The 24,653-nt window shown below is 61.1% G+C and carries 22 protein-coding genes and 1 riboswitch; of the genes, 8 read left to right on the forward strand and 14 right to left on the reverse strand.

The annotated features are described in order from the left end of the window. Positions 1–11 precede the first annotated feature (11 nt). Entirely contained in the window at positions 12–2,264 is a 2,253-nt protein-coding gene (locus tag GO615_RS19465; RefSeq protein ID WP_169131088.1) for an arginine/lysine/ornithine decarboxylase, read from the forward strand. Positions 2,265–2,315: 51 nt separating this feature from the next. Here the strand turns inward: GO615_RS19465 and GO615_RS19470 are convergent, their stop codons facing one another. Together GO615_RS19470 and GO615_RS19475 are read right to left on the reverse strand one after the other, a co-directional pair. Next, positions 2,316–2,816: a dihydrofolate reductase gene (locus GO615_RS19470; protein ID WP_169131090.1), complete on the reverse strand. Its 501-nt coding sequence runs from the start codon at positions 2,814–2,816 to the stop codon at positions 2,316–2,318. Next, positions 2,813–3,607, reverse strand: a complete 795-nt coding sequence (locus tag GO615_RS19475; protein WP_169131092.1) for a thymidylate synthase — start codon at positions 3,605–3,607, stop codon at positions 2,813–2,815. Before GO615_RS19475 ends, GO615_RS19470 begins: the two co-directional genes overlap by 4 nt. A gap of 143 nt (positions 3,608–3,750) precedes the next feature. Here GO615_RS19475 and GO615_RS19480 point away from each other — a divergent pair, with 143 nt between their 5' ends. From GO615_RS19480 to GO615_RS19490, 3 genes are all read left to right on the forward strand, one after another. After that, positions 3,751–5,220 (forward strand): cyclic-di-GMP receptor FimW-related protein, encoded by a 1,470-nt coding sequence (locus tag GO615_RS19480; RefSeq protein ID WP_169131094.1) that lies wholly within the window; start codon positions 3,751–3,753, stop codon positions 5,218–5,220. Between the two features lie 158 nt (positions 5,221–5,378). After that, a complete protein-coding gene (locus tag GO615_RS19485; protein WP_169131096.1) occupies positions 5,379–6,545 on the forward strand; it encodes a M20 aminoacylase family protein in 1,167 nt (388 codons plus the stop codon). 31 nt (positions 6,546–6,576) lie between these two features. Continuing rightward, positions 6,577–9,072, forward strand: a complete 2,496-nt coding sequence (locus GO615_RS19490; protein WP_169131098.1) for an ABC transporter permease — start codon at positions 6,577–6,579, stop codon at positions 9,070–9,072. A gap of 124 nt (positions 9,073–9,196) precedes the next feature. Here the strand turns inward: GO615_RS19490 and GO615_RS19495 are convergent, their stop codons facing one another. The 3 genes from GO615_RS19495 to moaA all read right to left on the reverse strand — a co-directional run bounded on the left by GO615_RS19495 (position 9,197) and on the right by moaA (position 12,516). Further along, the gene (locus GO615_RS19495) at positions 9,197–10,087 is read right to left on the reverse strand and encodes a cytochrome c3 family protein (RefSeq protein ID WP_169131100.1); all 891 of its coding nucleotides are present in this window, start codon (positions 10,085–10,087) and stop codon (positions 9,197–9,199) included. A gap of 89 nt (positions 10,088–10,176) precedes the next feature. Then, positions 10,177–11,337: an NHL repeat-containing protein gene (locus tag GO615_RS19500; RefSeq protein ID WP_169131102.1), complete on the reverse strand. Its 1,161-nt coding sequence runs from the start codon at positions 11,335–11,337 to the stop codon at positions 10,177–10,179. Positions 11,338–11,439: 102 nt separating this feature from the next. Then, on the reverse strand, positions 11,440–12,516 hold the full coding sequence (gene moaA, locus GO615_RS19505) for a GTP 3',8-cyclase MoaA (protein ID WP_169131140.1): 1,077 nt from the start codon (positions 12,514–12,516) through the stop codon (positions 11,440–11,442). Between the two features lie 268 nt (positions 12,517–12,784). On the opposite strand from moaA, the gene GO615_RS19510 reads away from it, so the two are divergent. Together GO615_RS19510 and GO615_RS19515 are read left to right on the forward strand one after the other, a co-directional pair. After that, the gene (locus GO615_RS19510) at positions 12,785–13,066 is read left to right on the forward strand and encodes a hypothetical protein (protein WP_169131104.1); all 282 of its coding nucleotides are present in this window, start codon (positions 12,785–12,787) and stop codon (positions 13,064–13,066) included. A 93-nt stretch (positions 13,067–13,159) separates the two neighbouring features. Then, positions 13,160–15,595, forward strand: coding sequence for a Lon protease family protein (locus tag GO615_RS19515; protein ID WP_169131106.1), 2,436 nt, complete (start codon positions 13,160–13,162; stop codon positions 15,593–15,595). Positions 15,596–15,923: 328 nt separating this feature from the next. Here the strand turns inward: GO615_RS19515 and GO615_RS19520 are convergent, their stop codons facing one another. From GO615_RS19520 to GO615_RS19535, 4 genes are all read right to left on the reverse strand, one after another. Next, positions 15,924–16,328, reverse strand: coding sequence for a hypothetical protein (locus GO615_RS19520; RefSeq protein ID WP_169131108.1), 405 nt, complete (start codon positions 16,326–16,328; stop codon positions 15,924–15,926). 107 nt (positions 16,329–16,435) lie between these two features. Next, the gene (locus GO615_RS19525) at positions 16,436–17,731 is read right to left on the reverse strand and encodes a DUF2130 domain-containing protein (protein ID WP_169131110.1); all 1,296 of its coding nucleotides are present in this window, start codon (positions 17,729–17,731) and stop codon (positions 16,436–16,438) included. A 77-nt stretch (positions 17,732–17,808) separates the two neighbouring features. Then, the gene (locus GO615_RS19530) at positions 17,809–18,243 is read right to left on the reverse strand and encodes a hypothetical protein (RefSeq protein WP_169131112.1); all 435 of its coding nucleotides are present in this window, start codon (positions 18,241–18,243) and stop codon (positions 17,809–17,811) included. 33 nt (positions 18,244–18,276) lie between these two features. Continuing rightward, positions 18,277–18,573: a hypothetical protein gene (locus GO615_RS19535; protein ID WP_169131114.1), complete on the reverse strand. Its 297-nt coding sequence runs from the start codon at positions 18,571–18,573 to the stop codon at positions 18,277–18,279. A 270-nt stretch (positions 18,574–18,843) separates the two neighbouring features. On the opposite strand from GO615_RS19535, the gene GO615_RS19540 reads away from it, so the two are divergent. Next, positions 18,844–19,512 (forward strand): hypothetical protein, encoded by a 669-nt coding sequence (locus tag GO615_RS19540; RefSeq protein ID WP_169131116.1) that lies wholly within the window; start codon positions 18,844–18,846, stop codon positions 19,510–19,512. A gap of 408 nt (positions 19,513–19,920) precedes the next feature. On the opposite strand, the gene GO615_RS19545 is transcribed toward GO615_RS19540, so the two are convergent. The 5 genes from GO615_RS19545 to GO615_RS19565 form a co-directional block, all read right to left on the reverse strand. Further along, a complete protein-coding gene (locus GO615_RS19545) occupies positions 19,921–20,325 on the reverse strand; it encodes a hypothetical protein (RefSeq protein WP_169131118.1) in 405 nt (134 codons plus the stop codon). Between the two features lie 156 nt (positions 20,326–20,481). Then, entirely contained in the window at positions 20,482–20,754 is a 273-nt protein-coding gene (locus tag GO615_RS29525; protein ID WP_169131120.1) for a YkgJ family cysteine cluster protein, read from the reverse strand. Beyond that, a complete protein-coding gene (locus GO615_RS19555; protein WP_169131122.1) occupies positions 20,751–22,208 on the reverse strand; it encodes a hypothetical protein in 1,458 nt (485 codons plus the stop codon). The genes GO615_RS29525 and GO615_RS19555 overlap by 4 nt, the downstream gene beginning before the upstream one ends. A 50-nt stretch (positions 22,209–22,258) precedes the next feature. After that, positions 22,259–23,260 (reverse strand): hypothetical protein, encoded by a 1,002-nt coding sequence (locus GO615_RS19560; protein ID WP_169131124.1) that lies wholly within the window; start codon positions 23,258–23,260, stop codon positions 22,259–22,261. Between the two features lie 2 nt (positions 23,261–23,262). Next, positions 23,263–23,646: a hypothetical protein gene (locus tag GO615_RS19565; protein WP_169131126.1), complete on the reverse strand. Its 384-nt coding sequence runs from the start codon at positions 23,644–23,646 to the stop codon at positions 23,263–23,265. Positions 23,647–23,829: 183 nt separating this feature from the next. Beyond that, a riboswitch (cyclic di-GMP riboswitch) is annotated at positions 23,830–23,915 on the reverse strand. 244 nt (positions 23,916–24,159) lie between these two features. Here GO615_RS19565 and GO615_RS19570 point away from each other — a divergent pair. After that, positions 24,160–24,594, forward strand: coding sequence for a hypothetical protein (locus GO615_RS19570; RefSeq protein ID WP_169131128.1), 435 nt, complete (start codon positions 24,160–24,162; stop codon positions 24,592–24,594). Positions 24,595–24,653 lie beyond the last annotated feature (59 nt).

Raw genomic sequence — 24,653 nt, forward strand, 5'->3', positions numbered from 1 at the left:
GAGAAACTGGAATGCGCTTTCACTTTCCGATCATCATCATCGACGAGGACTTCCGCTCCGAGAATGCGAGCGGGCTCGGGATTCGTGCGCTTGCGCAGGCGATCCAGGACGAAGGCATGGAAGTGCTGGGCGTCACCAGCTATGGCGACCTGACCTCGTTTGCGCAACAGCAGAGCAAGGGGTCGGGCTTCATCCTGTCGATCGACGACGAGGAGTTCTCGTCACCGGAAGCGTCCGACAAGGCCATCGCCGACCTGCGCGCCTTCGTCGAGGAGATTCGCTTCCGCAACGCCGACATCCCGATCTTCCTCTACGGCGAAACCCGCACCAGCCGGCACATCCCCAACGACGTGCTGCGCGAGATGCACGGCTTCATCCACATGTTCGAGGACACGCCGGAGTTCATCGCGCGCTACGTCGTGCGCGAGGCCAAGAACTACCTCGAGAGCCTGCCGCCGCCGTTCTTCCGCGCCCTCGTTCACTATGCCGCCGACGGCTCCTACTCCTGGCACTGCCCCGGCCACTCGGGCGGCGTCGCCTTCCTGAAGAGTCCGGTCGGCCACATGTTCCACCAGTTCTTCGGCGAGAACATGCTGCGCGCCGACGTCTGCAACGCGGTCGAGGAGCTCGGCCAGCTGCTCGATCACACGGGCCCCGTTGCGGCCTCCGAGCGCAACGCCGCGCGCATCTTCAACTGCGACCACCTCTACTTCGTCACCAACGGCACCTCCACCTCGAACAAGATGGTGTGGCACACCACGGTCGCGCCCGGCGACATCGTCGTCGTGGATCGCAACTGCCACAAGTCCATTCTCCACTCCATCATCATGACCGGAGCGGTGCCGGTGTTCCTCACCCCGACGCGCAACCATTACGGCATCATCGGTCCCATCCCGATCGACGAATTCCGGATGGAGACCATCCAACGCAAGATCGAGGCCAATCCGTTCGCCCGCGAGGCCGCGAGCAAGAAGCCGCGCATCCTCACGATCACGCAGTCGACCTACGATGGCGTGGTGTACAACGTCGAGACCATCAAGGAGATGCTCGACGGCCAGATCGACACGCTGCACTTCGACGAAGCCTGGCTGCCGCATGCCGCGTTCCACGACTTCTACGGCGACTATCACGCCATCGGCGCCGATCGCCCGCGCTGCGAGACGTCGATGATCTTCTCGACCCAATCCACGCACAAGCTGCTGGCCGGCCTATCGCAGGCCTCGCAGATCCTCGTGCAGGATTCGCAGACCCGCAAGCTGGATCGCGACATCTTCAACGAAGCCTACCTGATGCACACTTCGACGTCGCCGCAATACGCGATCATCGCCTCGTGCGATGTCGCGGCCGCGATGATGGAGCCCCCGGGCGGGCCTGCACTGGTCGAGGAGTCGCTGTCCGAGGCGGTCGAATTCCGCCGCGCGATGCGCAAGGTCGATGCCGAGTTCGGCGATGACGACTGGTGGTTCCAGGTGTGGGGGCCGGAGTATCTCCCGGAGGAGGGTATCGGCACGCGCGAGGACTGGATGCTCAATGCCGGTGACCGCTGGCATGGTTTCGGCAATCTTGCCCCCGGGTTCAACATGCTCGACCCGATCAAGGCCACGATCATCACCCCGGGCCTCGACGTCGACGGCGACTTCGACGAATCGGGCATCCCCGCCGGCATCCTGACGCGCTATCTGGCCGAGCACGGAATCATCGTCGAGAAGACCGGACTGTACTCCTTCTTCATCATGTTCACCATCGGCATCACCAAGGGCCGCTGGAACACGCTGGTGACCGAGTTGCAGCAGTTCAAGGACGACTACGACCGCAATCAGCCGCTGTGGCGCATCATGCCCGACTTCATCGCCAAGCATCCGCGCTACGAAAAGGTCGGCCTCAAGGATCTCTGCGCGCAGATCCACTCCTTCTACAAGACGCATGACGTCGCACGCCTGACCACCGAGATGTATCTCTCGGACATGGTGCCGGCGATGAAGCCTGCCGACGCGTTCGCCAAGATGGCCCACCGCGAGATCGAGCGCGTCGCGATCGACGAGCTCGAAGGGCGCGTCACGGCAATGCTCGTCACCCCCTATCCGCCGGGTATCCCGCTGCTGATTCCGGGCGAGCGCTTCAACGCTACGATCGTGCGCTATCTGAAGTTCGCGCGCGACTTCAATGCCGCCTTCCCGGGCTTCGAGACGGACATCCACGGATTCGTGCGCGAGCAGTCCAACGGCCGCGTCGACTACTTTGTCGACTGCGTCAGGCAGGACTGAGCAATTCGGGTCGGTGCCGCGGCGCGATGTCGCCGCGGCACTCCGGGCGGATCAGGGCTTGCGCCGGTATTCGGCGAAGTCGAAGGGAAATTCGTTGTTCGCGTCCGCAGGGTGCGACTCGCGGCGGGTTTCGGTGAAGCGCGCTCGGTCGAAGTCGGGGAAAAAGGCGTCGCCATCCACCTCCGCTGCGACCTCGGTCAGCACCAGCGCATCCGCGCGTTCCAGCAGCTGGCGGTAGATCTCCGCCCCGCCGATCACGAACACCTTCCCGCCTCCCGTGGCCGCAAGGGCGTCGTCGAGGCTGGCAAAGACCTCCGCCCCGCTGGCGGCATACGACCCGTCGCGCGTCACCACCAAGTTGCGCCGTCCGGGCAGTGGCCGGCCCAGCGATTCCCATGTCTTGCGGCCCATCAGCACCGGGTGTCCGACCGTCGTCGCCTTGAAGTGCGCGAGGTCCGCCTTAAGGCGCCAGGGCAGGGCGTTGTCGCGGCCGATCACCCCGTTGCGGGCGACCGCTGCAATCAGCACGACTTCGGTCTGTGCCGCGCTCATACCGCCACTTCCGCCTTGATGTGGGGGTGCGGGTCGTAGCCCTCGAGCGTGAAGTCCTCGAAGCGGAAAGCGAAAATATCCTTCACGTCCGGGTTGATCTTCATCTTCGGCAGCGGGCGCGTGTCGCGCGAAAGTTGAAGTTTCGCCTGCTCGATGTGGTTCTGGTAAAGGTGGCAGTCGCCCCCGGTCCACACGAAGTCGCCCGGCTCGAGATCGCATACCTGCGCGACCATCAGCAGCAGCAGCGCATACGACGCGATATTGAACGGCACGCCGAGGAAGATGTCGGCGCTGCGCTGATACAGCTGGCAGGACAGGCGTCCGCCTGCGACATAGAACTGGAACAGCGCGTGACACGGCGGCAGCGCCATGCCCTCGACCTCGCCCGGATTCCACGCCGAGACGATATGGCGCCGCGAATCCGGGTTGCGCCGCAGACCGTCGATCAGTTGCGCGATCTGGTCCACCGTCCGCCCATCGGCAGTTTCCCAGCGCCGCCATTGCTTTCCATACACCGGTCCGAGCTCGCCATCCGCGTCGGCCCATTCGTCCCAGATGGAGACGCCGTTTTCCTTCAGGTAGCGGATGTTGGTGTCGCCCTGCAGGAACCAGAGCAGCTCATGGATGATCGATCGCATGTGCAGCTTCTTCGTCGTCAGCAAGGGGAAGCCCTCGTCGAGGTTGAAGCGCATCTGCCAGCCGAACACCGACAGCGTGCCGGTGCCGGTGCGGTCCGACTTCCGGTGGCCGTGTTCGAGAACGTGCCGCATCAAGTCGAGATACTGTTTCATGCATGAGTCCGTCGCAGAGAGAGCGCGATTCTACATCGTAGGCCCGGCGTACAAGTCATCACGAATTACCTTCGTCGGCGTGTGTTAGCCTTGTTACAAAGCCGCCCTATCCCGGCGGACACATAACTTACGGAGATTGCGTGGTGAGCCAGGGAGGTCGTGAGCCGCAGGAGCCGATCATTGCCCGGGCCGAGACGGCGCGCGCAATGGTCGGTGGCGGGGCGAATTACGCGAGGCTTTCCGAGTTGCTCGGTGAAATCAGGGCGCTGCAACGCGAACTGGCGACGCTCTCCCGAATGGAAGCGCTCGATGCTGCGAGTGACCGCCGCGTCCTTGGGCGCATCGACGATGCCGTCATCGCGTGCATCGGGCGCGTCCGCGAAACGCTCGCGACTCTTGAGGACACGCGCGACTGCCGCCCGCTGCTCCACGCGGTGCGCGACCTCGCCGGCGTTCTGCTGGATCGGCTCCAGCACAGCCTCGCCGCATGCGATGGAGAAGGCGAGGGCGCCAGGCAGGCCGATGGCGCTGACGCGCTCCGGTTGCGGCTAGTTCGAGCCGGTGCCGAGCGCGTGATATGGGAGCGATGCAGCGGAGGGCCGCCGCATCCCCATTTGTGGCGCTGGCTGGGGGACGCCTTCCTGCACGCGGTGCGCGAGGGCAACACCGTAATCGCAGGCCCGACGCTGGCGGCAAAGGGGGCGGAAGCGTCCGTTGAATTCCACTACGTTAGGGCGCTTGCCGCCTGCGCCGCGTCGCTCGATCTCCTTCCGGCGCCATTGCTGGGCGCCGTGGATCGATTGCTGCAACTGGCCGTGCCCGTCGTGAGATTCGAGTCCGCCGCCTTCCAGGAAGCAACCCATTGGGTTTCCCCGCAGGAGGGAAGTGCCCCATGCCGACTCGTCGGCCAGCCGGAGGCTGTGGTGGGGGCCTGGTTCCTGTCGCCCGGCCTTGCGCCGGAAATGTTCCGTGAAGCACACGATCGCGCCCTCGACGACGCACGACCCTCGGCCTCCCCGTCGGACGCAAGAACCGCGTCGCTGCGCGTTCAGGCACTGGATCATCTCGTGCGGCATTGGTCCGCGACCCAGCCGGTCAGGCGTCACCGGCGCCATGTGATCGAAGGGGTGCTTGCGGCTGTCGCCGGCATCGACGACCTGCGCAAAGTGTTCGCGGGCGAAAACGGGATTCGCAGGGAGGAATGGCGACTTCGGGATCTCAGTCGTGGCGGGGTGGGGGCAATCGCTGCCAGCGGCTCGGTCAGCATTGGCCAGCTCGTCGGGATTCATCCGGTCGACGGGGAGGGGTGGCAGCTTGCCCTGGTACGGCGATCCTGGGCCCAGGACGACGACAGTGCGCACGTGGGGCTGGAGATCCTGTCGCGCGGACCGAGTCTCGCCCATGTCGACGACGGGCGCCGGCCCGCGGACGTGCTGCTGTGCGACCCGTTGCGGCGCGGTGAGGCCGTGCGGGTGATCGCACCTCCACGTGCGTTCGGCGCCCCGGATCTGCCTCTCTTTGTCACGGGCAATGGCGGTGTGCAGAAACTCAAACCCCTCGATGCCTGCTACGCGGGCGAAGGATTCGAGCTGCGTGTCTATCAGGTCCTCTGATGGTGTCGCACGAGCGCCACCGACGTGCCGCCTGAAGGGAATGTTCGTCGCAGCCATCAGCGTGCAGGCGAGATCGACGCGCGGCGCGATGCCCATTAAACTCGGACTGTTCCCCCGACAGACAAACGCATCGCAAACCTGCGACGACAGGTGAGGCCATGAGCATCCCCGAAAAAATCCGGCAGTGCCATCCTGGGTTGACCGCGCTGCGGCGCGACATCCACGCGCATCCCGAACTCGCATTCGAAGAGCACCGCACCGCGGAGCTCGTCGCTCGCCGCCTGGAGGCCTTGGGTATCGAGGTGCATCGCGGCCTGGGCGGCACCGGGGTCGTCGGCGTGCTCAAGGCCGGACGCAGCCTGCGTGCCATCGGCCTGCGTGCCGACATGGATGCGCTGCCGATCCAGGAACGCAACGACTTCGCCCACGTATCGCAACACGCCGGCTGCATGCATGCCTGCGGCCACGACGGCCACACGACGATGCTGCTCGGTGCCGCCGAGGTGCTCGCAGCGCACCCCGACTTCGACGGGACCGCTTATTTCATCTTCCAGCCGGCGGAAGAGGGCGAGGGCGGCGCCGATTCGATGGTCGACGACGGCCTGTTCGAACGTTTCCCCATGGCCTCCATCTTTGGCATGCACAACTGGCCCGGCCTCCCCGCCGGCCACTTCGCCGTGCATGACGGGCCCGTGATGGCGAGCGCCGACCGCTTCGACATCGAGATCCGCGGCCAGGGCGCACATGGTGCGATGCCGCACCTCGGTACGGATTCCATCATCGCCGGTGCCGCGCTGGTGCAGGCGCTTCAAACCGTCGTCAGCCGCACCCTCGACCCCCTCGATTCGGCTGTCGTGTCCGTGACGCAGTTCCATGCCGGCGAAGCGTACAACGTCATCCCGGATCGGGCGAAGCTGTGTGGCACTGTGCGCGCCTTCGGCGCTGCCGTGCAGGACCGCATCGAGGCGGCCATCGCGCGTATCGGCCAGGGTGTGGCCGCGAGCCACGGCGTCAATGTCGAGGTCGATTATCGCCGCGGCTACCCGCCGACGATCAACACTTCCGATGAGGCCGCGCTCTGTGCCGCGGTGGCGGGCAGCCTCCCCGGGGCGAGCGTCCTGACCGACCTGCCTCCAAGCATGGGGGCCGAAGACTTTGCCTTCTACCTGCGTCACAAGCCGGGTTGCTATGTCTGGATAGGCAACGGTCCCGGCGAGGGCGGATGCACGCTGCACAATCCGCACTACGATTTCAACGACGCCATCATTCCGTTCGGCGTCGCCTACTGGGTCGAACTCGTAAGGCGCCTGCTGCCCAAGGCCTGAACCTTTGGCGGCAGGCGCCGTCAACCCGCGCATGAATACCTTACGCCTCGCCCTGCGCATGATGATGCGCGACCTACGGGCGGGGGAGCTCCATCTGCTGGGACTTGCCATCGTGATTGCGGTGGCCTGCCTGACTAGCGTGGGCTTCCTCGCCGACCGTGTCGGCCGCGGACTCGATCGCGAAGCGAACCAGTTGTTGGGCGGCGATCTGCTGCTGAGGGCCGATCACCCGTGGGACGACAGTTATCGCAGCGAGGCAGGGCGCCTGGGGCTGAGGCATACCGGCACCGTGCTGTTCACCAGCATGGTAAGCACCGGCACCGCGGCGCAACTGGCTGGCGTGAAGGTCGTAGGCGCAGGCTATCCACTGCGCGGCCACATCCGGATCGCGACGGAGCCCACCCGCGGCGACGCCATCGCCGATCACATCCCTGCACGCGGCGAGGTCTGGCTCGACGAGCGCCTGCAGGCGGCACTCGGCGTAGCGGTCGGCGATCGCGTTGGGCTGGGGCGCCTGGAGTTCAGGGTCGGTGCGACCGTCACCTTCGAGTCCGACCGCGGGGCCAATTTCTTCAGCCTGCTTCCCCGAGCGATTTTCAACGTCGAAGATCTTGCCGAGTCGGGCCTGCTGATTCAGGGTAGCCGGGCTACGTGGCGATTGCATGTCGCCGGCGAGCCCGACGCTGTCGCTGCATTCGAGCGCTGGGCGAAAGCCCGGCTGGGGCGCGGCGAGACGCTCGAAAGCATCGAGAATGCGCGGCCCGAAGTACGCAATGCCCTCGATCAGGCGCAACGGTTCCTGCGTCTGGCGGCGCTGCTGACTGTGATTCTCGCCGCCGTTGCGATCGGGATTTCCGCCCGCCGTTTCATGCAGAGACACCTTGATGCCTGCGCGGTGATGCGTTGCCTGGGGGCCAGGCAGACGCAGGTCGTCTCGATCGTCGTGGGAGAATTCGCCTTGTTCGGACTGGCCGCAGCGGCGCTGGGGGCTCTGCTCGGTTGGGCAGTGCAACTGGGGCTTGCACGGATCCTCGTCCAGATCATGAACACCCCCCTGCCTCCGCCCTCGTTCTTGCCATTCGCTCACGGGATCGCTGTCGGTGTGGTGCTGCTTGTTGGATTCGTGCTTCCCCAGCTCCTGCGCCTCGGGCGCGTCTCGACTCTTCGTGTTCTCCGACGCGAGATCGTGCTGGTGGAAGGACGCAGTGCTTCCGCGTGGGCGGCGGGAACCCTGGCCTTGCTGGCCCTCGTGTTCTGGATAGCCGGCGACCTGCGGCTCGGTATCCAGGTTGCGGGCGGCTTCGTTATTGCCCTTGTCCTGTACGCCGTCGCCGCCGCGGGCTGCCTGCACCTGCTCGGGCGCATGAGGGGCGCCACATCGCTCGGCGGAAACGGCTGGCGCTATGGCATCGCCTCCCTCGTGCGCAGGACCGGCGCGAGCGTCATTCAGATCGTCGCGCTTGGCGTGGGTATGACGACCCTGTTGCTGCTCAGCATCGTGCGCGCCGACCTGCTCGACGACTGGCGTGCGCTGACCCCGCCCGACGCACCCAATCGTTTCGTGATCAACATCCAGCCGGATCAGCGTGAAGCATTGTCGGCGGCGTTTCTCGCCCGAGGACTGCAGGACCCGGATATCCGCCCGATGATTCGTGGTCGACTGGAGTCGATCAACGGAAAATCGGTTCGACCGGAGGACTATGAAAACGAGCGCACACGGCGCCTGGCGGAACGGGAGTTCAATCTCAGCTATGGAAGCCGGCTGCCGGACGGGAACGTTGTTGTCGGCGGGCGCTGGCATGGGACGGATACAGCTGCGCAGTTCTCGGTCGAGCGCGGTTTGGCGGAGACGTTCTCCCTGAAGGTGGGCGACCGCGTGCGCTTCAACGTCGCCGGGCGCCTGGTCGAGGCTCCCATCACGAGCATCCGGGATCTCAAGTGGGATTCGATGCGCGTGAATTTCTTCTTCATCGCATCGCCTGGGCTGCTGGAGGGCGACCCGGCAAGCCTCATCACCAGCTTCCGCTTGTCTCCGGGTGACCAAGGATTCCCGACCGACCTGGTCAGGCAATTCCCGAATCTGTCGGTCATCGACATCGATGCGGTGATCGCCCAGATGCGTGCGATGACTGACAAGCTGATCGTCATCGTCGAGAGCGTTTTCGCGTTCGCGCTCTTGTCGGGCTTCCTCGTGCTGTTCTCGGCGCTGCAGTCGACGCATGACGAGCGTGATTACGAGCTTGGAATGCTGCGAACCTTGGGGGCCCGCAACGCGCAATTGCGCAGGGCGCTCGTGACAGAGTTCGTCGTGCTTGCCGGGCTCGCCTGCGGGCTCGCCGGAGGCGGGGCTGCCACCCTTGGGTGGATCCTCGCGCGCTACGGATTTGGCATGGTTTACGTGCCCGACCTCGGCCCGCTGATGGGCGCCATGCTTGCCGGAGTCTTTGCAGTGGTCACTGCGGGATGGTTGGGTACTCGAAACCTGCTCGGACGAGCGCCCAACGAAAGTCTGCGGCGCCTGGCATGACCAGGAGGCGCAACATTTCGATAAAGATGTTTCTCAATTCAAAGACAATGTTACGTAAATGGTTTCTAAAAACGAGAAAGGCGCCTTTCGGCGCCTTCTCTATTTTGATCCCGGAGATGACTGGTTACTTCACGTGACAGGTCAGGCAGATCTGACTGCCATCCACCGAGACGCGCAGGAAGGTGGGGAGGAACTTTGCGGTCGCTCCCGGCACGCCATGAGGGTCATGGCAGGACGCGCATTCGACTTCGAAACCTTGCCCCGAGTCATAGAAGCGCAATTCATTCTTGTCCGGACGGTTATCGCCATCGGTGTCAAAGAAGCGCACGTTCTGATACGTGCCGGAGGGGACATTCCATTCCGCGCCGGTGGGCAGTTTCACGCCCACGGGGTGATCGTTGCGGAGGTCGGTGCCGAGTGCATACGCGCTAAAGTCCTGCGCGCCGCCTTGGCCGCTTGGTGAATGGCAGCTCAAGCATTCGGTGTTGTTGTCCTTAAGCGCGTAGTGGTCGAATGCGTCGTCGGTGGTGCTCCAGGCATCGAGGAGGGTCTTCGTGGTCGCGGCGTCGGGGTTCAGCGCGAGTGCCGCGTTGTACTTGCCGCTGCCTGGCATGTTGATGATCGAGTCAACCGCCGTCTGGCCGTCATGACAGGACAGACAGGTCAGTGAGCTGGGGCCCGGCTGCGTCGCATCCTGGGACAGCGACAGCTGGCTGTAGAGGGTGTAGGTGGTGGTGCGGACCGTGCGGTTCCAGAGGGGGGCCTTGATATTCTGGTTGGCCCCGTGAGGCGTGTGGCAATAGACGCACACTTGCTCGTAGTTGTTACGAACGGCATCCATTTGCGTGCCGGTCGGGCCTCCGCCGGCGGTCTGACGCTGCGTCAGGTTATGCCGGGTATTGCCGATCGTGCCTTGCTGCAGGAACTCGGAATCCGAGCGTGTCCCCGACCATGCAACATCAGAGGCAAGCACGCCGATCGTGACGATGGTTGCAGTGGCGATTTTGTTTAGCATGATGTGGATGTGGTTGTTTGTTTGTATGGGCGCGGATATGCAATAAAGATGCCAGTGTGGCGGCGCGCCTGATTATGCTTGATGAGTGTTCAGGGGGCTCGCCCCGCGGCGCCTGCCCGCCCCGATGCGCCCGTGACCGAGCCAGTCCCGGCCGGACGGAAGACTTCGACCTTGAGGTGGTACTGATCCGCAACATACAGCCGTCCGGTCTCGTCTACCGTGATGGCGCCGATCAGTGCGTATTGACCGGGGAGGTTCGCTATCCCGGCCTTGCCGACCCACATGAGCAGGCTTCCGTCGGGTGTGAAGATCTGCACGTTGTTGAACGATGCATCGGAAACGTAGATGTTGCCTTCGGCGTCGCTCGTGATCCGGCGTGGCCGTGAGAAACTTCCTAGTCCGTTGCCGACCGACCCGAAACTCGAGAGGAACTTTCCCGTTTCGTCGAAGGACTGAATGCGGAAATTCCCGGAGTCGAGAATGTGCAGTGTGCCGTCTTCGGCGATGGTCGCGTCGAGGGGTATGTTCAACTGGCCCGGATCCGTGCCGCGAGGGCCGATTCTGAACAGCTCCTTGCCGTCCGGTGCGTAGGCGATGACCTTATGGTCGTCCACATCAACGCTGCCGCGGTCAACAATGACTATCCGGGAGCCGTCGCGACTGACCGCCACTCCCGCTGGTTTTACCAGATCGCCTGGGTTGCCGACGGAGAACATGAACAGACCCAGCGAGTCGAATACCATCACCTTTTTCGCGCTCGAATCAAGGACATACAGCCGGCTCTGGGCGTCGATCGCCATCGAGATCGGCGAGCGCGTCCGATTAGGCTCCCGCTGGCCGATCTGGAAGACCTTCCGGCGCGGCATGTCGAACACATAGATCGATGCGCTGTGCGGGTCGGCGACGTAAAGCCGCCCCTTTCGAGCCGCCAGGGCGGACGGCTTGCGGTAAACGGGTTGCTCGGAGTTCTTGTCGTGCCCCGTGAGGATTCGCTTCAGACGGTCTTCGTCCGATTCGTCGCGTATGTCAGACTGGTTCCTGAGTTCCGCTTCGAAAACGAAACGGGGTTCCTCGGGGGGGGCCGGCCATGCCAGCTGATACTGCAGATCTTCTTCCGCCGATCCGGCAGGGGTCGAGCTGCAACCAGTGAGGCTCGTCAGCGAAACGAGGGCGCATAGCGCTACAGCAGTACTCAGGCCGCGGAAGAAGGAATTCGCTGGACGGGATTTGCGATGCATGTGGCTGAACATTCCGCACGAGCCCTACCCGCCGAATAGGGCGGGAGGAAGCGTTTGGGCATACCATTTCGGGATGCCCGGGAGTTCGCCATAAGCAGGAAGTGGGCCAGTAACTCAGCCGCCGATATAGGACATCTCGATTTTTCGCAGTCCCGCCGTGTTGGCCGTGCGGATTTCGGAGTAGCGGTCCTCGCGGTTTTGCCAGACCGCTGCAATCGCGCGATCGAGCTCCGCATCGCCGCCTCCGGAGCGCAAGAGGGTGCGGAGGTCGTGGCCGCTCTGTGCAAAGAGGCAGGTGTAGAGCTTGCCCTCGGTCGACAGGCGGATGCGGGTACAGGTCGAGCAGAAGGCTTGTGTCACGGACGAGATGACTCCGATCTCGCCGCCGCCGTCGCGGTAACGCCAGCGCTCGGCAACCTCGCCTGTGTAGTTCGGCTCGATCTGTTCGAGGGGGAACACCTGGTGAATCCGTTCTATGATCTCCCGCGACGGGACTACGGCACTCATCTCCCATCCGTTCGAACTGCCCACGTCCATGAACTCGATGAAGCGCAGGATGTGGCCGGTTCCGCGGAAATGGCGCGCCATGTCGATCACCCCGTGGTCGTTGACGCCGCGCTTGACGACCATGTTGACCTTGATGGGGCCGAATCCGGCATCTTCGGCTGCCGCGATGCCCTTGAGGACCGCCGCAACCGGGTAGTCGGCGTCGTTCATCTTGCGGAAGGTCGCGTCGTCGATCGCATCCAGGCTCACGGTGATGCGGTGCAGTCCGGCATCCCGCAATACGCCCGCCATCCTAGGTAGCAGCACCCCGTTGGTAGTCAGCGTGAGTTCGACGTCGGGGATCTCTGCCAGTTGGGCGATGAGGTTCTCGACATGCTTGCGCAGCAGGGGCTCGCCACCGGTGATGCGGATCTTGCGCACGCCGCGGGCGGCGAAGAGCCGGGCAATCCTGGTGATTTCCTCGAACGACAAGAGCTCCTTGCGTGCGAGGAAGGCGTGGTCGGCGCCGAACACTTCACGCGGCATGCAGTAGATGCAGCGGAAGTTGCAGCGGTCCGTGACCGAGATGCGCAGGTCGTGAACAGCGCGACCGCGCTTGTCCAATAGGGTGGTCCCGGCCGGAGGGGGCGCGTCGGTTGGGAGTGGTAGCTGCCCGCTGGCAGGATAGATCGGAATCGATTTCATCGGATGACTGGCTGAATGTGCCTCATGAGCTGCATGTTGCGGTAGTTGGGCAACCTGTGGCCGGGTGCGGTTGTCTATTTGGATGATAGTTAACAGCCCGTTCGGGCTGAAGGCAAGACCGGAAATCACTTCCCGCTCAATGCCGGGGTCGGTCCTTGTTGCCGGCAGCCTCCGTAGTTGGCACAGTAGCGTGTATCCGGGCCCGTTGATATGAGCCAAAAGTATTAGCCTTCCGGCGATTGCATGTAGCCCTTTCGGGGGATTTGCCATGACGACACGCGTCACAGAAACTTCGACCGAAAAGCTCTACGAGCGTTTTCCTCATCTTCGCAAGATCGACGGGATGTGGGGGACGGCCGAGTGCCGCAAGTTCATCTTCCTGTTGATGACGGACACACGAGGCGGGAAGCGGCAGGGATTTCCGCCAGAGCATGCAGGGACGATCATGTCGCTCCTGATGGAGCATGACCGGCGCTTTCCTCAGTTCGAGAATGACGTTGCCCACCACGACACGCGCTGGGGCGATCTCTCGCGTCGGGGGATTCGCTGACCGCCCTTGCCGGAGGGGTAGGCGAGGGGATGGTGATGAGGCGTCGGGCGTCCGGACCCCCCGTTTTCATCGCAGCATCGGGAGAACAACAAGATGGTCGACCTGCGCCCACTGGCGGCGGACCGCCTTCGGGTTCGCTGTGCACCCGATATATTCGAGTTTGCCGATACCGCTAAGCTTCCGGATCTGCCTGGCGGGATAGGGCAGGGGCGGGCAGAGGAGGCGTTGCGGTTCGGTCTTGCAATGCGCCAGCCCGGTTACCACGTCTACGTGCTTGGCGAGCCGGGAACCGGGCGACATGCCACGGTTTTTCGCTTGCTGCGAGAAGTTGCGGCCGGCGGTCCGGTTCCCCCCGATCTGTGCTATCTGCACAATTTCGACGATCCGCAGCGACCCCGCCTTCTGACCCTGAGTGCAGGCCGGGGGGCGCAACTGCGCGGCGACATGCTCGCGCTCATCGCCGATCTCGGTCCGGCAATCGAGGCGGCGCTCGCAAGCGAGACTTACGGCAACCGCGTCGAATCCCTGCAGGATGCGCACAAGACGCGGGAAGACGGGGCGCTGCACGAGCTCGGGGAGGCATGTGCGGCCGATGGGGTGTCGCTACTGCAGACGCCGGACGGTTTCGTGTTTGCGCCGACGAAGGACGGGGAGGCGATGTCCCCCGAGGCTTTCGACGCACTTCCTCCCGAAACGCGGGCGGAGGTCGAGAAGAAGGTGGGGGCGTGGAGCGATCGCCTGGCGGATCTGCTCGAACAGTTCCCCGGCTGGCGCAAGGAGCTGCACGAGGCGATGAAGCGGGCCGCCTGCGATGCCCTGACGCCCGCAGTTACGCACTTGATGCGCGGGTTGCGCGAGCGCTACGCGGATCTTCCAGCCGTGCTGGGCTTCTTCGATTCGATCCGGAAGGAGATCCTCGCCAGCGGCAGCGACTGGGCTGCACAGGAAGGCGGCGAGGACGAAGGGGCGGAGGACGAGGCACGAACGAAATTCCACCGATATCAGGTCAAGCTGCTGGTCGATCACTCTGCCACATGCGGTGCTCCGGTCGTCTGCGAGGATAATCCGACCTTCGGCAATCTGATCGGGCGCATCGAGCACATCTCCCAGCTGGGAACGCTCGTGACCAATTTCAGCCTGATTCGTGCCGGAGCCCTCCATCGGGCGTGCGGGGGATATCTGGTGTTGGATGTCGAGCGGCTCCTTGGGCAGCCCTTTGCGTGGGAAGGGTTGAAACGTGCGTTGCGTGCGCGAGAGATCCGTATCGAGCCTCCGGCGGAAGCGCAGGGCTGGAGCAACATGCTCACTCTGGAACCGGAGTCCATCCCGTGCGACGTCAAAGTGATACTTGTCGGTGACCGCGAGCTGTTCTACCTGCTTACGGAGAACGATCCGGACTTTCCGGAGTTGTTCAAGGTGGCAGCCGACTTCGACGAGGATATGCCTCGCAACGATGCCAATGTTGCGCATTACGCTGCCTTGCTCGCGATGCTCGGGCGAGCGTCGGACCTGTTGCCCTTCGACCGGACCGGCATTGCGCGCCTGGTGGAGCATGGCGCGCGACTCGCAGAAGATTCCGGGCGGCTCAGTCTGGAGACGCGCTTGCTGACGGACGTGATGCGTGAAGCGGATTTCCATGCACGCGCCGCACAGTTGCCCGCGGTAGGCTGTGTGCAGGTGGATGCGGCGATCGCATCCCGCTCGCGGCGATTCGGGCGATACGCCGAGCGGGTGCTCGAATCGATGGTGGAAGGTACAACGCTTATTTCCACCACGGGCGCGCGCTGCGGCCAGATAAATGCCCTGGTCGTCGTCGAACTCGCCGGCGAGCAATTCGGCCATCCTGTGCGCATTACGGCCACGGCGCGGCTCGGAGAGGGGGATGTCGTCGACATCGAACGTGAAACCGAGCTTGGCGGGGCGATTCATTCCAAGGGCGTTCTGATCCTCTCCGCTTTTCTCGGCGCCCGCTATGCGCGCCATCAGCCGCTGTCGCTGTCGGCCAGCCTGGTATTCGAGCAATCCTATTCCCCGGTCGAGGGGGATTCCGCGTCACTGGCCGAACTCTGTGCCTTGTTGTCTGCGCTGGCCCAGGTTCCCATCCGCCAGTCCTTCGCGGTGACCGGTTCGGTCAACCAGTTCGGCGAGGTCCAGGCGATCGGCGGTGTGAACGAGAAGATCGAGGGATTCTTCGACCTTTGCGTCGCTCGCGGCCTGACAGGCGAGCAGGGGGTGGTCATACCGCGGGCGAGCGTTCGCCATCTCATGCTGCGCGAAGATGTCGTTGCGGCGGCACGCGAGGGGCTTTTCCGCGTCCATGCCGTCGCGACCGTGGATGAGGCCATGGAGATCCTCACCGGTTTGCCGGTCGGGATTGCAGACGCGAAGGGCGTGATGCCGCGGGAAACCGTCAACTACAAGGTCGCGGCGGCCTTGACGGCGATGACCACGGCAAAGCACGCGTTCGATCATGGCAGCGACGGGCGCCACGCACGCTTGCGACGGCGGCATGACAGCAGTCAGGAATGAGGTTCCGATGCGGCCGCTGCTGCCGCGTTGGGGTGGTAGCCGCGGGAATGTCGGGAGTGCCGAAAGCAAATGGGCCACCTCGAGAGGTGGCCCATTTGCTTGGCTTTACTGGCTCCCCGACCTGGGCTCGAACCAGGGACACACGGATTAACAGTCCGTGAGAGTGGTTACGATACTCGGCCACCAAACTAGGCATCGAAATGGCTTTCGTGGACGCAGGGCTTCGCTTGCGAGGCCCGAGGTGGGACCAGATGGGCACCAGATACGCTCGTATGGACCGGAAGCGCAGTGTCGGGACGCTGTTCTGCGACTTGGTCGGGGAGCGGTGTTACGGTAGGGCTAATGCGGCCGTCAGGATTGGAGCGGTCGCCGCTCCACCGTGCAAGATGAACATGCGAGCTTGCCTGACTTGTTCAGGGGTCACATTCCCGGCCTTCTTCTTCCCCTGCTCATTGACCGCGATGCCCGCTTCACGGTTGAGCGCCTCATCTAACCCGGCGCGGGTTAGCGTGTAGCCGCTGCCATTCCACTCGATCCAATCCATGTCCCGCCAGTAGCCGATCGCGCGATCCCGGTTAAGGAATCGAAGTGCGGCGCCATTCATGCTTCGGTCCGTTGTCAGATCCGAAACCGAGGCCACATGCTGGACTACGAGAAAGCTTGCGAGCGTGTTGGCGCTCAGCTTCTTACCGCGGAGTTCGCAATCTTCACGATGCAACGTTAGTTGAGCCATGTCGTTTCTCCCGTGGATCTTCATCATCGAAGTGGGCGTGGAACATCACCCGCGAGTAATCCCCCTAGGGCACGCCGTAAGAGGGAATCGGTGTGCGAAGGTGAACGCTACTCGGCCACTGCTGCGAGTCGGTGCAAGGAGTCGATAGCCTCAAGTCCGGGTAGGGACTCTTGTGCGATCGCCTGCAACTCACCGATAACCGCGGACATCGAGGTGGCCACCCGAACTAACTCAGCGTCTCGCTTCGACCAAATTTTCTGAATGGCGCGTTTCTCAGCTTCGAGGTCCATCCTCATGCGTGAGAAAGAGTCCATCGTTGCGGCCACTTGCTGAACAAACCGCGGACTCGCCAAGTACTGGAAGAGCAACTCCACCCTTTCCCCCCGACATGTGTTCATCTGCGCCACGCGACTGACCTCCAGAAGGATCACTCGTAGGGTCTCGGCGAGGGGCAGTACAAGATGAGGAGGTGTGATCCACACCTCGCTTACCCGGCCGAAGGGCTGTTCAAGTCCTCGCGGCATCGTCGTCGTCACAAGCACGGAAATCTCCGCTCCAGTCTGCTTTCGATCGTCCTTGAGCTTCTGCAACCACTTCTCCGACCAGTTTCCTGCGCGCTTCGCTTCCCAGACGATCCGCCCGCACTCGCGGCCAGAGGGTGTTCGCACCGTCTGCAGAACGTCGGCACCTCGCTGTCCTTTCTTCACTCCCGCGACAGAGTCGTGTGGAAAGGCCCCCGCCAACACATCTTCGAGCTCCAGCTCCAATACCTCGCCCTGAAGTTGCTGAGACCCTTGCTCAAGCTTGCGCCGCAAATCTTCGTTCGCGCGCTGTGCGTCCTCGATCTTCTTCTTGTACTCACCCTCAATCATCGCGATGCGCTGTGCCTGCCTCTGCCCAATCTCTTCGCGGATACGGGCGCGCTCGAGATCAAGTTTTCGGTTCAGCTCAAGTGCTAGCGCCTCTCGAGCGTCCTCTAGCTGTTTGCGTTCTTGCCGAAGCGAAAGCTCTTGCGCGCGGAACTCCTTTAGCTTCTCGTCTTTTGCAGCCAACTCACGGGTAAGCAGGAGCCTTTCCGTATCAAAGTCAGCAAGAGCTCTTGCCTTTCCCTCCTCGTGGGCTTCAGCCACCCGTCGCCGCGCCGCTTCTTCCGACCGTTGTGCTGCGAGCAACTGGTCTGAGATAGTCTTGAGCTGTTTGTCATACGTGAGCTTTGCTCTCCTGTCAGCTTCCTTGAACAGGGATTTCTCAAGCTCTTGGCGACGCAAACCCAATGCCGCATCAAATTCCGCTGCGTAGCGCTCGATGGTTTGACGGGTAATGCCGAGCTCCAAGGGATAGTGGTGCCCACACTTTGGGCAAACAATCTCCTCGCTCGCGGCGATGATTATATTGTCAGGCATTTCTTGACTCCCGCTATTACGACCAACAGAGCTCCTGCTGCCTTGCAGGAGGCGTGATAGGACAGCGCGCGACGTTCCTATCCGAGCGTCGGGGGAGAGGCTGCTAGCCGGGCGCCAGCGGACAGCCCTTCGGGTACGACGATCTCGCGAATGATGTCGGTGATTGCTGATTCGGTTGCCGGCTCCAGGGCAATCTGGGCGGCGGAGTACTGGCTAGTCGTGAACCACCCATCATCAACGGGAATTCGCTTGCTCGATCCCACTGAATGGAGCGCGCGGTCCAGTGCCATCGCGTGAAGATTCCAAAAGTTGGCAGGGAAGGAAATCACTCCGGGACGCATAGCTAGCAGTCCCAATTCACGCCCGTCCGCCGTTCTGCTGAAATACATCAGCGTCTCACCGCGGTCTTTCCACTTGAAGCCGTGAGCAAGCAGGGTTTCATGCGTGCGTAGCGCCGCGCCTGACCTATCGCGTGCGATGAATTTGGTAAGCAGCTGCTGTTTCTTGGTCATGATGGCCTTCTCCTGGGTCACTGCGGAAAGGGGTCAAACGATCTGTTCGATTTCAAATAGATACTTTTCCAAGGCTCCAGTGTCGTACATCCAAAGATATGCAATCTCACACTGTCGCCATTGAGGGGGCGACGGTTTCTCCAAGGAGTAAGGGAGATGAACGATCGCGTCCGCGGACATGTCGTACTCGCGCGCGACAGCCTTCAGCGCGACAAGCACGCGCAGCGTTTCCTTCAGTCGGACATGCGAGGTCTTGGCGATGAGGTCGTGGAGGCGCAGATGCGGTAGGCCACCGATTGCTGCCGAATGCAACTTTGTCACTTGGGCCATTGCAGTCTCCTCATGCAACATAAGAAAAAACGGAAGCAATCGCCTCTCGAAGCCGAGCAGGGATCACTTCCGTTCCGGATGCCACAATAAAAAGCGAACCGGGCGGGACAGCCGCCGGGTTCGCTTTGTGTGGCACATTATACCGATGTAAGGCGCGGTATTATGCGGCAGAAATGAAGCTTGAAAGTTGCTGATCTATAAGGGTAAATTGTAAGTTCTTCAGGTGTTGGCGTTAAAACCCTAACGCTTATAGGGAGCGGAGATCGAGTCATGTCCCGACCAATCGCACCTCTTCTCAGCGATTCTCCAAGCCGCCGCAGCGTAGATCGTTGCAATCGCACCGTGAAGTGGGTGAGCCGTCGCCTGCGGCAGGATGAACGTGATGAACAGGAAGCACCGCTTACCCGCTCCAATCGAGGGGCCATCAGTGCCTTTCCTGCGGGAAGGTTTCGAGCCCTTTCAGTTGTTAAAATCTATGAGAATTCAACTAGAAACACTGCGGTAAATGTTGCCGCTGAGCGGCGAAAGGTCATTGCGGAATGGCTTGCGCTGGAAGGAGAGTGGTGGTCTTTGTTCGAGCCACCGGGTCCTATTCCTCATACCTTGACACGCATGATCGCCAAGATCTCGCGGTGGCTGGATGAGACCCTCGACCCTCTCGAGCGAAGACGATTGCTTGGCTACCTTCGACAGTGCAAGCTAGAACCTGCACGCTCAAAGACAGTTCGAGTTACGTTGAAACCTGAGCTCTACGAGGAAGTCACTCAAGGGGTACCGCCAAAACAACGCCATCAATTTGTCGCTGCCTTGTTGTCGTGGGCAGCCGCATCGTCGGAGGCAAGAGCGGCAGTTTTCGCAAAGCTCGGGCTCAGACAGAAGGGTGGGTACGGTCAAGGCATGCTAGCCGATCCGTTGGATGGGCGAACTGAGAGCCCTTGAGGTTAGTGAATCGCAAGGGCTTCCTTGGGCGCTCGATTTTGCTTGCAGTGCCCAAAGTGAGACCAGACAGATGCGCTTGTATGGACCGGAGGCGCAGGTGTCCGGACGCTGCCCTGCGACGTGGTCGGGAAGCGGTGGCCCGGCAGGGCAGGGGGCAGTCCGCGCGGGAAGGGTTCTTCGGAGAGCTATCGCACCTTATGAACGGTGGAAAACCCAATCAACGCCCCAAGAGCGACGCCAACTAAGTCGTAAACGACATAACGATTACTACCAAAAGCAAGCGCGACAAAGAGCATTGCGAGAGTAGCAACTATTACGCCAAGGCGGCTGTTGGCTACCCCGCCGACAATAATCGCCGGAACGCAGTGAGCAAATCCAATAAGTAATATAGCGAGACTCATAGTCTACCTAGAAAGAGTTCCCGATGAACTGGACTGCAAGCCTTCTCAGCGACGAAAAATCATTTCGCGTCGACACCTCATGCCCAGCTCGAGCTGCCGCAATAATAATGGGTTCGTAAGTCGGTTCTTCAACGATTCTCGAAAGCCGGGCTAGCTGCTCATCGCCATCTGACATGTTGCCGAAGTACATATCTAATGCATTTTCGACAATTTTATCTGAAACGTTCATGTGCTTTGCGCCGGCGACTGCGAACCCGTAAATTACTGCTAAATTTCTTTCGTCATATACTGGAGGGGTTGTCGCGCCGCCCTCTGCTACGAGCCCGACCTCCGCGGCAAACCTTTCGTTTAAACCGAAGATGATGCCTGCAAGATGGGCAGATTTTTTCTTATCAGCTCCGAAGCCAAACATCACGGGTCCTTTAAGTAAGTCAGAGTATATCTGTCGTAGGAAAAAGCAGTTGGTTATGCTCCACCGCTGATAATTAAAGTCACCTCCCAGCGATGAAGCTCCGGTGCGCCTTTTAAACGAGTGCCCCTGTCAGGAATGCTCGATAGCCCGATCCTCCTAAGCCTCCAATATCTTAAGCTGAGTGCACGCCGCGACATTAATCTCGACGAACGCATTCCAATTGATTAGGCTCTGATACTTCGCTCGAAACTGCTCTTCAATTCGACATACGTCGGGGCGTGCGTCGTAAATCGAACACAAATTGGTTGACTCATCGAGGTGACGGCAAACGCCATCACCTCGATCAAGATGGAGCGTTTCCTCCGCAAGTCTGATGTGCCTGCAGCAAGCGCCGCAGGCGTCACAAGGGAATGCTGGAAGGGTCTTCACAATATGAACGACTGATCATCGTCGGCCATAAAGGCGTCGAACTCGGTGAGTGATTTGAACGGGAGAGATGCGCCGAAGGCGTTGTTCACTAGCTCCAGCTTGGCAGTAAATCCGTCTGCATCCCATTCGATCATGCTGCTTTCCAAACCATCAAAAGCCGTGGTGAGTAGTTGGTGACGCTCAGCGAAATGCTCACACATCAACGCTTCGAGTTCCAGACGGTGGGCCCGCATAAGCGGAATTGCGGTCATGCAGAGAGATTCAACGTGTTCTCGTCTTTCTCTAGCAGCTTTAACTGAGACTGATTCGCCGAGGCTGATCAAAGCAGACTGGTGCAGCATGTTGCCTACGAAGTAGCCGAAGGTCGAACCCACAAACGCACCAACGATTGGGATGGGGATGATGGCTTGTCCGAGCGCGCCGTAATAGAAAGCACTGGCGCCGGTGATGGCTGTGTGACTGACCTCAGATGAAAGTTGCTCGCCGTTAATCTCACCCCGCAAGTAGCGAACGATAGACTTGCCACTTTGCACAACGCCGGCAGCGATCGCTACATGAGCATTGCTCCTGGTGAGAAGGGTGGTGGCGCTTTGAGATGCGCCTCCTTGGATTAGCAGATGTGGAACCCCCTTGCTGATAGCTGTTGTCGCGTAGCTGCTTGCGTAACCTTTGGCCGCATCAACAGCAACTTGCGCCACCACTTCGCCTGGATTCGCCTCGCCGCGACTGAGTCGAAGCAATCCGCCAACAGTGGAAACGCCGCCCGCAACGATCGCCCCTGTCTTACCTGCTTCCAAGCCGGATCTGTGCATTTCCGCCTTGATCGTTTGGCGCTCAAATCCATTTGCCATTTTGTCGGCAACTTGGCGGTTCGTCGCGCTCAAGGCCTCCGCATGGGTAGTATCGCCAGAGGCAACTCCGTCAAGGGAGAGTTCGCGTCGCAGGTTCTTCAGTGTGTCCTCATACTGAGCTTGCTTGAGCGAGCCCGATCTGACGCGCTTTTCGAGCAGGGACTTGATCTTCTCGTATTGTTCCGAGGGGGCGAGCCGGCCCATCCCTCGATACTTGCTTTCGTCGAGCTTATCCGTGAGGGAGGTAAGGCTAGCAACAGGGTTATCACAAGACTTTGCTTGAAAGGGAATTTTCTTCCGGGCCTGCTGAATGTATATGTCGACGGGGTCGGTTGGCCTGCCGACAGAGTCTGTCGTGAATGCGCGGACATCCAACCGCCCCTTTTGCAGAGCATCGAGGTTGAATTTGACGACAAATATCTGTTCGAACGAGCGGCCTTGCGCTATTTCGGGAGCCACATTCTTCCATTTCTCCGCGAGGTGGCGCAGGCGATCGGCATCCCCCAATAAACGGGTCGACGCCTCGGTGATTCGCGCGGTTTGCTGATCGGCGATTAGTGCCGCAGCCTGGGACTCGAGATCGTCTTGTGTTTTATCTTTCATCGGAAGGATTGCCCGGGGACGCGGCTCCATCGCCCGGGCTGCATTCGTGTTCAGCCTAGCTCAACAAGCTTCTCTCTAGCTTCGGTCAATACTTGCCTCGATGCTGAAGTCAAGGCCCCGTTTTGGTCGAGTAGCGGCGCCTCCATTACATTTTTCAATGTCTTTGCCATGGCAGCGGCCATCATCACTCCCTTCCGATCTTCAAGAGAGTAACTGCTGTAATCGGTGTTGGCAGCGACAAGCCGCGTCAGGCCGTCGAGCAGAGGTTGAAAATGCTTGTCCAGCCGGTGAAGTGCGTCGTGAATCTCGGAAAAGCGATCGCGAATTCCACGTGTGACCGTTTCGGCTGTTCGCATTTGCTCGGCAGCGGCACGTGCCTTGTCTCGATTTGCGTATGCGTTGTGCCGAGCCTCTTCCGCCTTGGAGGCAAGCATCATGCCGCCAATCGCGAGAACGGGTCCCGCAACAATGCCACCCAGAACAGCCGTTCCGCCAGCTACGCCAAAGCCGCCAGCGCTGAGCGCCCCCCCTCCCAACCATGCGAGGGTGGCATTGGTTGCGGCAACGCCGCCGAGACCCGAGATCGCTGCGCCAGTTGAAGCGGTGCCAAGTAGCCCAACCCCACCGTAGGCAGCTAAACCAGCGAGACCACCAGCCCCCAAGGCAGTTACGCCGCCGCCGACGACATCCTGCATGCTCAGGGCCGATCGTTGGACGGCCAGCATGTCTTCCTTGCTCAGCCCACCGAGATTAAATTCGTCTTTGAGGTTCCGGTCTTGAAAATCAACATTCTTGATTTTCGAGAATGCTTTGACAAAGGGGATCAGGCGATGTTCGTAAATGTCAAATTTCAGCTGGCCAAGACGGTTCATTGACGACTGGGCCGCATCTCGCGAGACTTCCAACCTGTTACAAGCCTCGTCGTAGATTTCCTTCGCTTCGGCGTTCAGTTCTTTGGCGCGATTGAAGTCTTCCTTCGCATCGAGGCCCTTCTTTACGCCAAACCCACCGGCCAAGACGGCGGCACCGACTAGCAATAAGGGAAGTGGCATGATTAGTCCCTCATGAATTCTTCAGCCTCGCGCGCCAGTGAAAGCTGGCGGACAACCCAAGCTTCCATATCTGCGAGGAGTTCCTGGTTAATCCCGACCTTGTCGGCCACCGTCAGAACGAAGTCTCTTTCTCGACTGTGGTACTTTTCGTCGGCATATGCGAGACCAAGCAGTTCGAGCATGAATGCAGCCTTACTGGCCGAGGTAGGGAAGTCCGCGCTTAGATCCGAGCTGCTATGCGGTGTGATCGACGATGCCATCTGCGCCCTGAAGGACGCTAGCAATTCCTCTTCTCGGGCATCAACTTTTCCGTCTGCGGAGATAAGCTTCTCACAGTAGTACAGGAAGATACCCTGCTGTTTTTCGTCCAGTCGCGACAAGAACATATATAACTCCGATATCTATTTGGATTTCAGATGCGTTGTCTCAGGCACGGCCAGAGCAGATCGGTAGCAGGGACGATCTATCGGGTCGCTTCTGATCGGACGAACGGCACTCTCACACCGCTATTGCCGACTCGAGAATTGGATGGAGGAGGGGAAAGCGACACGGACAGACGCCGCGTCGATGGAGGCAACCCAGCCGCCGGCCGTGTTCATGGTTTGGGCCTGAGGTTTTGCGTCCGAAGCTTCCACTCCGTTTGCCGTTTCTCTGTTTGTAAATCTATATTGAATGATTCGCGTGGCGGTTGACGTATGTCAATTGCGAATGCAGAACGCAAAAAAGCGTTGGTCGAGTGGCCACCTGTTGGACCGGTCCGAGCGAACGCCCGCACACAGCGAGCCGGTGACCAGCCCCGGAGAGCTTTAAGGGCATAAAAAGGCGATAAAAACACTCATATAGGCGGAATTGCATCGAACGATCGGCCTGCCTTCATCTCAGATTCTGGAGCTACAACCATGAGTACCACCGCCTCGGTAACGGTGATCACGTCACAGCCTCCACATATGCCGACTGCCTCCCTCGAAGACATCTGCGGCTGCACCGCTGCCATCTTCTGGTGTCTGCGGACGTTGAAGCCGGGGTTGAGCGTGTTTGACCATCCGTATGACATCTTCGCGAAGGACGTGGCGGCCGACGACGAGTATGCGGCGGACCTCGTCGAACTCTACAAGGGGATTGTCCTCGACCAAATCTATCAGGAGCGGCGTGCCGCGATGGCCGATCGGGTGGTGGCGCGGATTGGAGCCGCGCTTGCGGCCCGTCATGATCCCGCGACGGATGCGGCATTGCGGCAACCGATCGACGTGGAACGGTTGCCGCGGTTTCCCGATATTCCGGCTTGGCGAGTAAACGAGACGCGCCCGGCGTTGCCGTGGCCGATCGATTTCTGAGCGCGACGTTTCTGGAGTTATCCCAACGGGCAAAGCCCGTTGGGGCCCCAAAAGGCATG

Origin of the sequence: Aromatoleum evansii, assembly GCF_012910805.1 — a bacterium.
GTDB lineage: Bacteria > Pseudomonadota > Gammaproteobacteria > Burkholderiales > Rhodocyclaceae > Aromatoleum > Aromatoleum evansii.

Excerpts from the sequence above, each read along its gene's own strand:
- GO615_RS19465 (WP_169131088.1), top strand. The coding sequence starts at position 12 with ATGCGCTTTCACTTTCCGATCATCATCATCGACGAGGACTTCCGCTCC.
- GO615_RS19470 (WP_169131090.1), bottom strand. The coding sequence starts at position 2,816 with ATGAGCGCGGCACAGACCGAAGTCGTGCTGATTGCAGCGGTCGCCCGC.
- GO615_RS19475 (WP_169131092.1), bottom strand. The coding sequence starts at position 3,607 with ATGAAACAGTATCTCGACTTGATGCGGCACGTTCTCGAACACGGCCAC.
- GO615_RS19485 (WP_169131096.1), top strand. The coding sequence starts at position 5,379 with ATGAGCATCCCCGAAAAAATCCGGCAGTGCCATCCTGGGTTGACCGCG.
- GO615_RS19490 (WP_169131098.1), top strand. The coding sequence starts at position 6,577 with ATGAATACCTTACGCCTCGCCCTGCGCATGATGATGCGCGACCTACGG.
- GO615_RS19495 (WP_169131100.1), bottom strand. The coding sequence starts at position 10,087 with ATGCTAAACAAAATCGCCACTGCAACCATCGTCACGATCGGCGTGCTT.
- GO615_RS19500 (WP_169131102.1), bottom strand. The coding sequence starts at position 11,337 with ATGTTCAGCCACATGCATCGCAAATCCCGTCCAGCGAATTCCTTCTTC.
- moaA (WP_169131140.1), bottom strand. The coding sequence starts at position 12,516 with ATGAAATCGATTCCGATCTATCCTGCCAGCGGGCAGCTACCACTCCCA.
- GO615_RS19510 (WP_169131104.1), top strand. The coding sequence starts at position 12,785 with ATGACGACACGCGTCACAGAAACTTCGACCGAAAAGCTCTACGAGCGT.
- GO615_RS19515 (WP_169131106.1), top strand. The coding sequence starts at position 13,160 with ATGGTCGACCTGCGCCCACTGGCGGCGGACCGCCTTCGGGTTCGCTGT.
- GO615_RS19520 (WP_169131108.1), bottom strand. The coding sequence starts at position 16,328 with ATGGCTCAACTAACGTTGCATCGTGAAGATTGCGAACTCCGCGGTAAG.
- GO615_RS19525 (WP_169131110.1), bottom strand. The coding sequence starts at position 17,731 with ATGCCTGACAATATAATCATCGCCGCGAGCGAGGAGATTGTTTGCCCA.
- GO615_RS19530 (WP_169131112.1), bottom strand. The coding sequence starts at position 18,243 with ATGACCAAGAAACAGCAGCTGCTTACCAAATTCATCGCACGCGATAGG.
- GO615_RS19535 (WP_169131114.1), bottom strand. The coding sequence starts at position 18,573 with ATGGCCCAAGTGACAAAGTTGCATTCGGCAGCAATCGGTGGCCTACCG.
- GO615_RS19540 (WP_169131116.1), top strand. The coding sequence starts at position 18,844 with ATGTCCCGACCAATCGCACCTCTTCTCAGCGATTCTCCAAGCCGCCGC.
- GO615_RS19545 (WP_169131118.1), bottom strand. The coding sequence starts at position 20,325 with ATGTTTGGCTTCGGAGCTGATAAGAAAAAATCTGCCCATCTTGCAGGC.
- GO615_RS19555 (WP_169131122.1), bottom strand. The coding sequence starts at position 22,208 with ATGAAAGATAAAACACAAGACGATCTCGAGTCCCAGGCTGCGGCACTA.
- GO615_RS19560 (WP_169131124.1), bottom strand. The coding sequence starts at position 23,260 with ATGCCACTTCCCTTATTGCTAGTCGGTGCCGCCGTCTTGGCCGGTGGG.
- GO615_RS19565 (WP_169131126.1), bottom strand. The coding sequence starts at position 23,646 with ATGTTCTTGTCGCGACTGGACGAAAAACAGCAGGGTATCTTCCTGTAC.
- GO615_RS19570 (WP_169131128.1), top strand. The coding sequence starts at position 24,160 with ATGAGTACCACCGCCTCGGTAACGGTGATCACGTCACAGCCTCCACAT.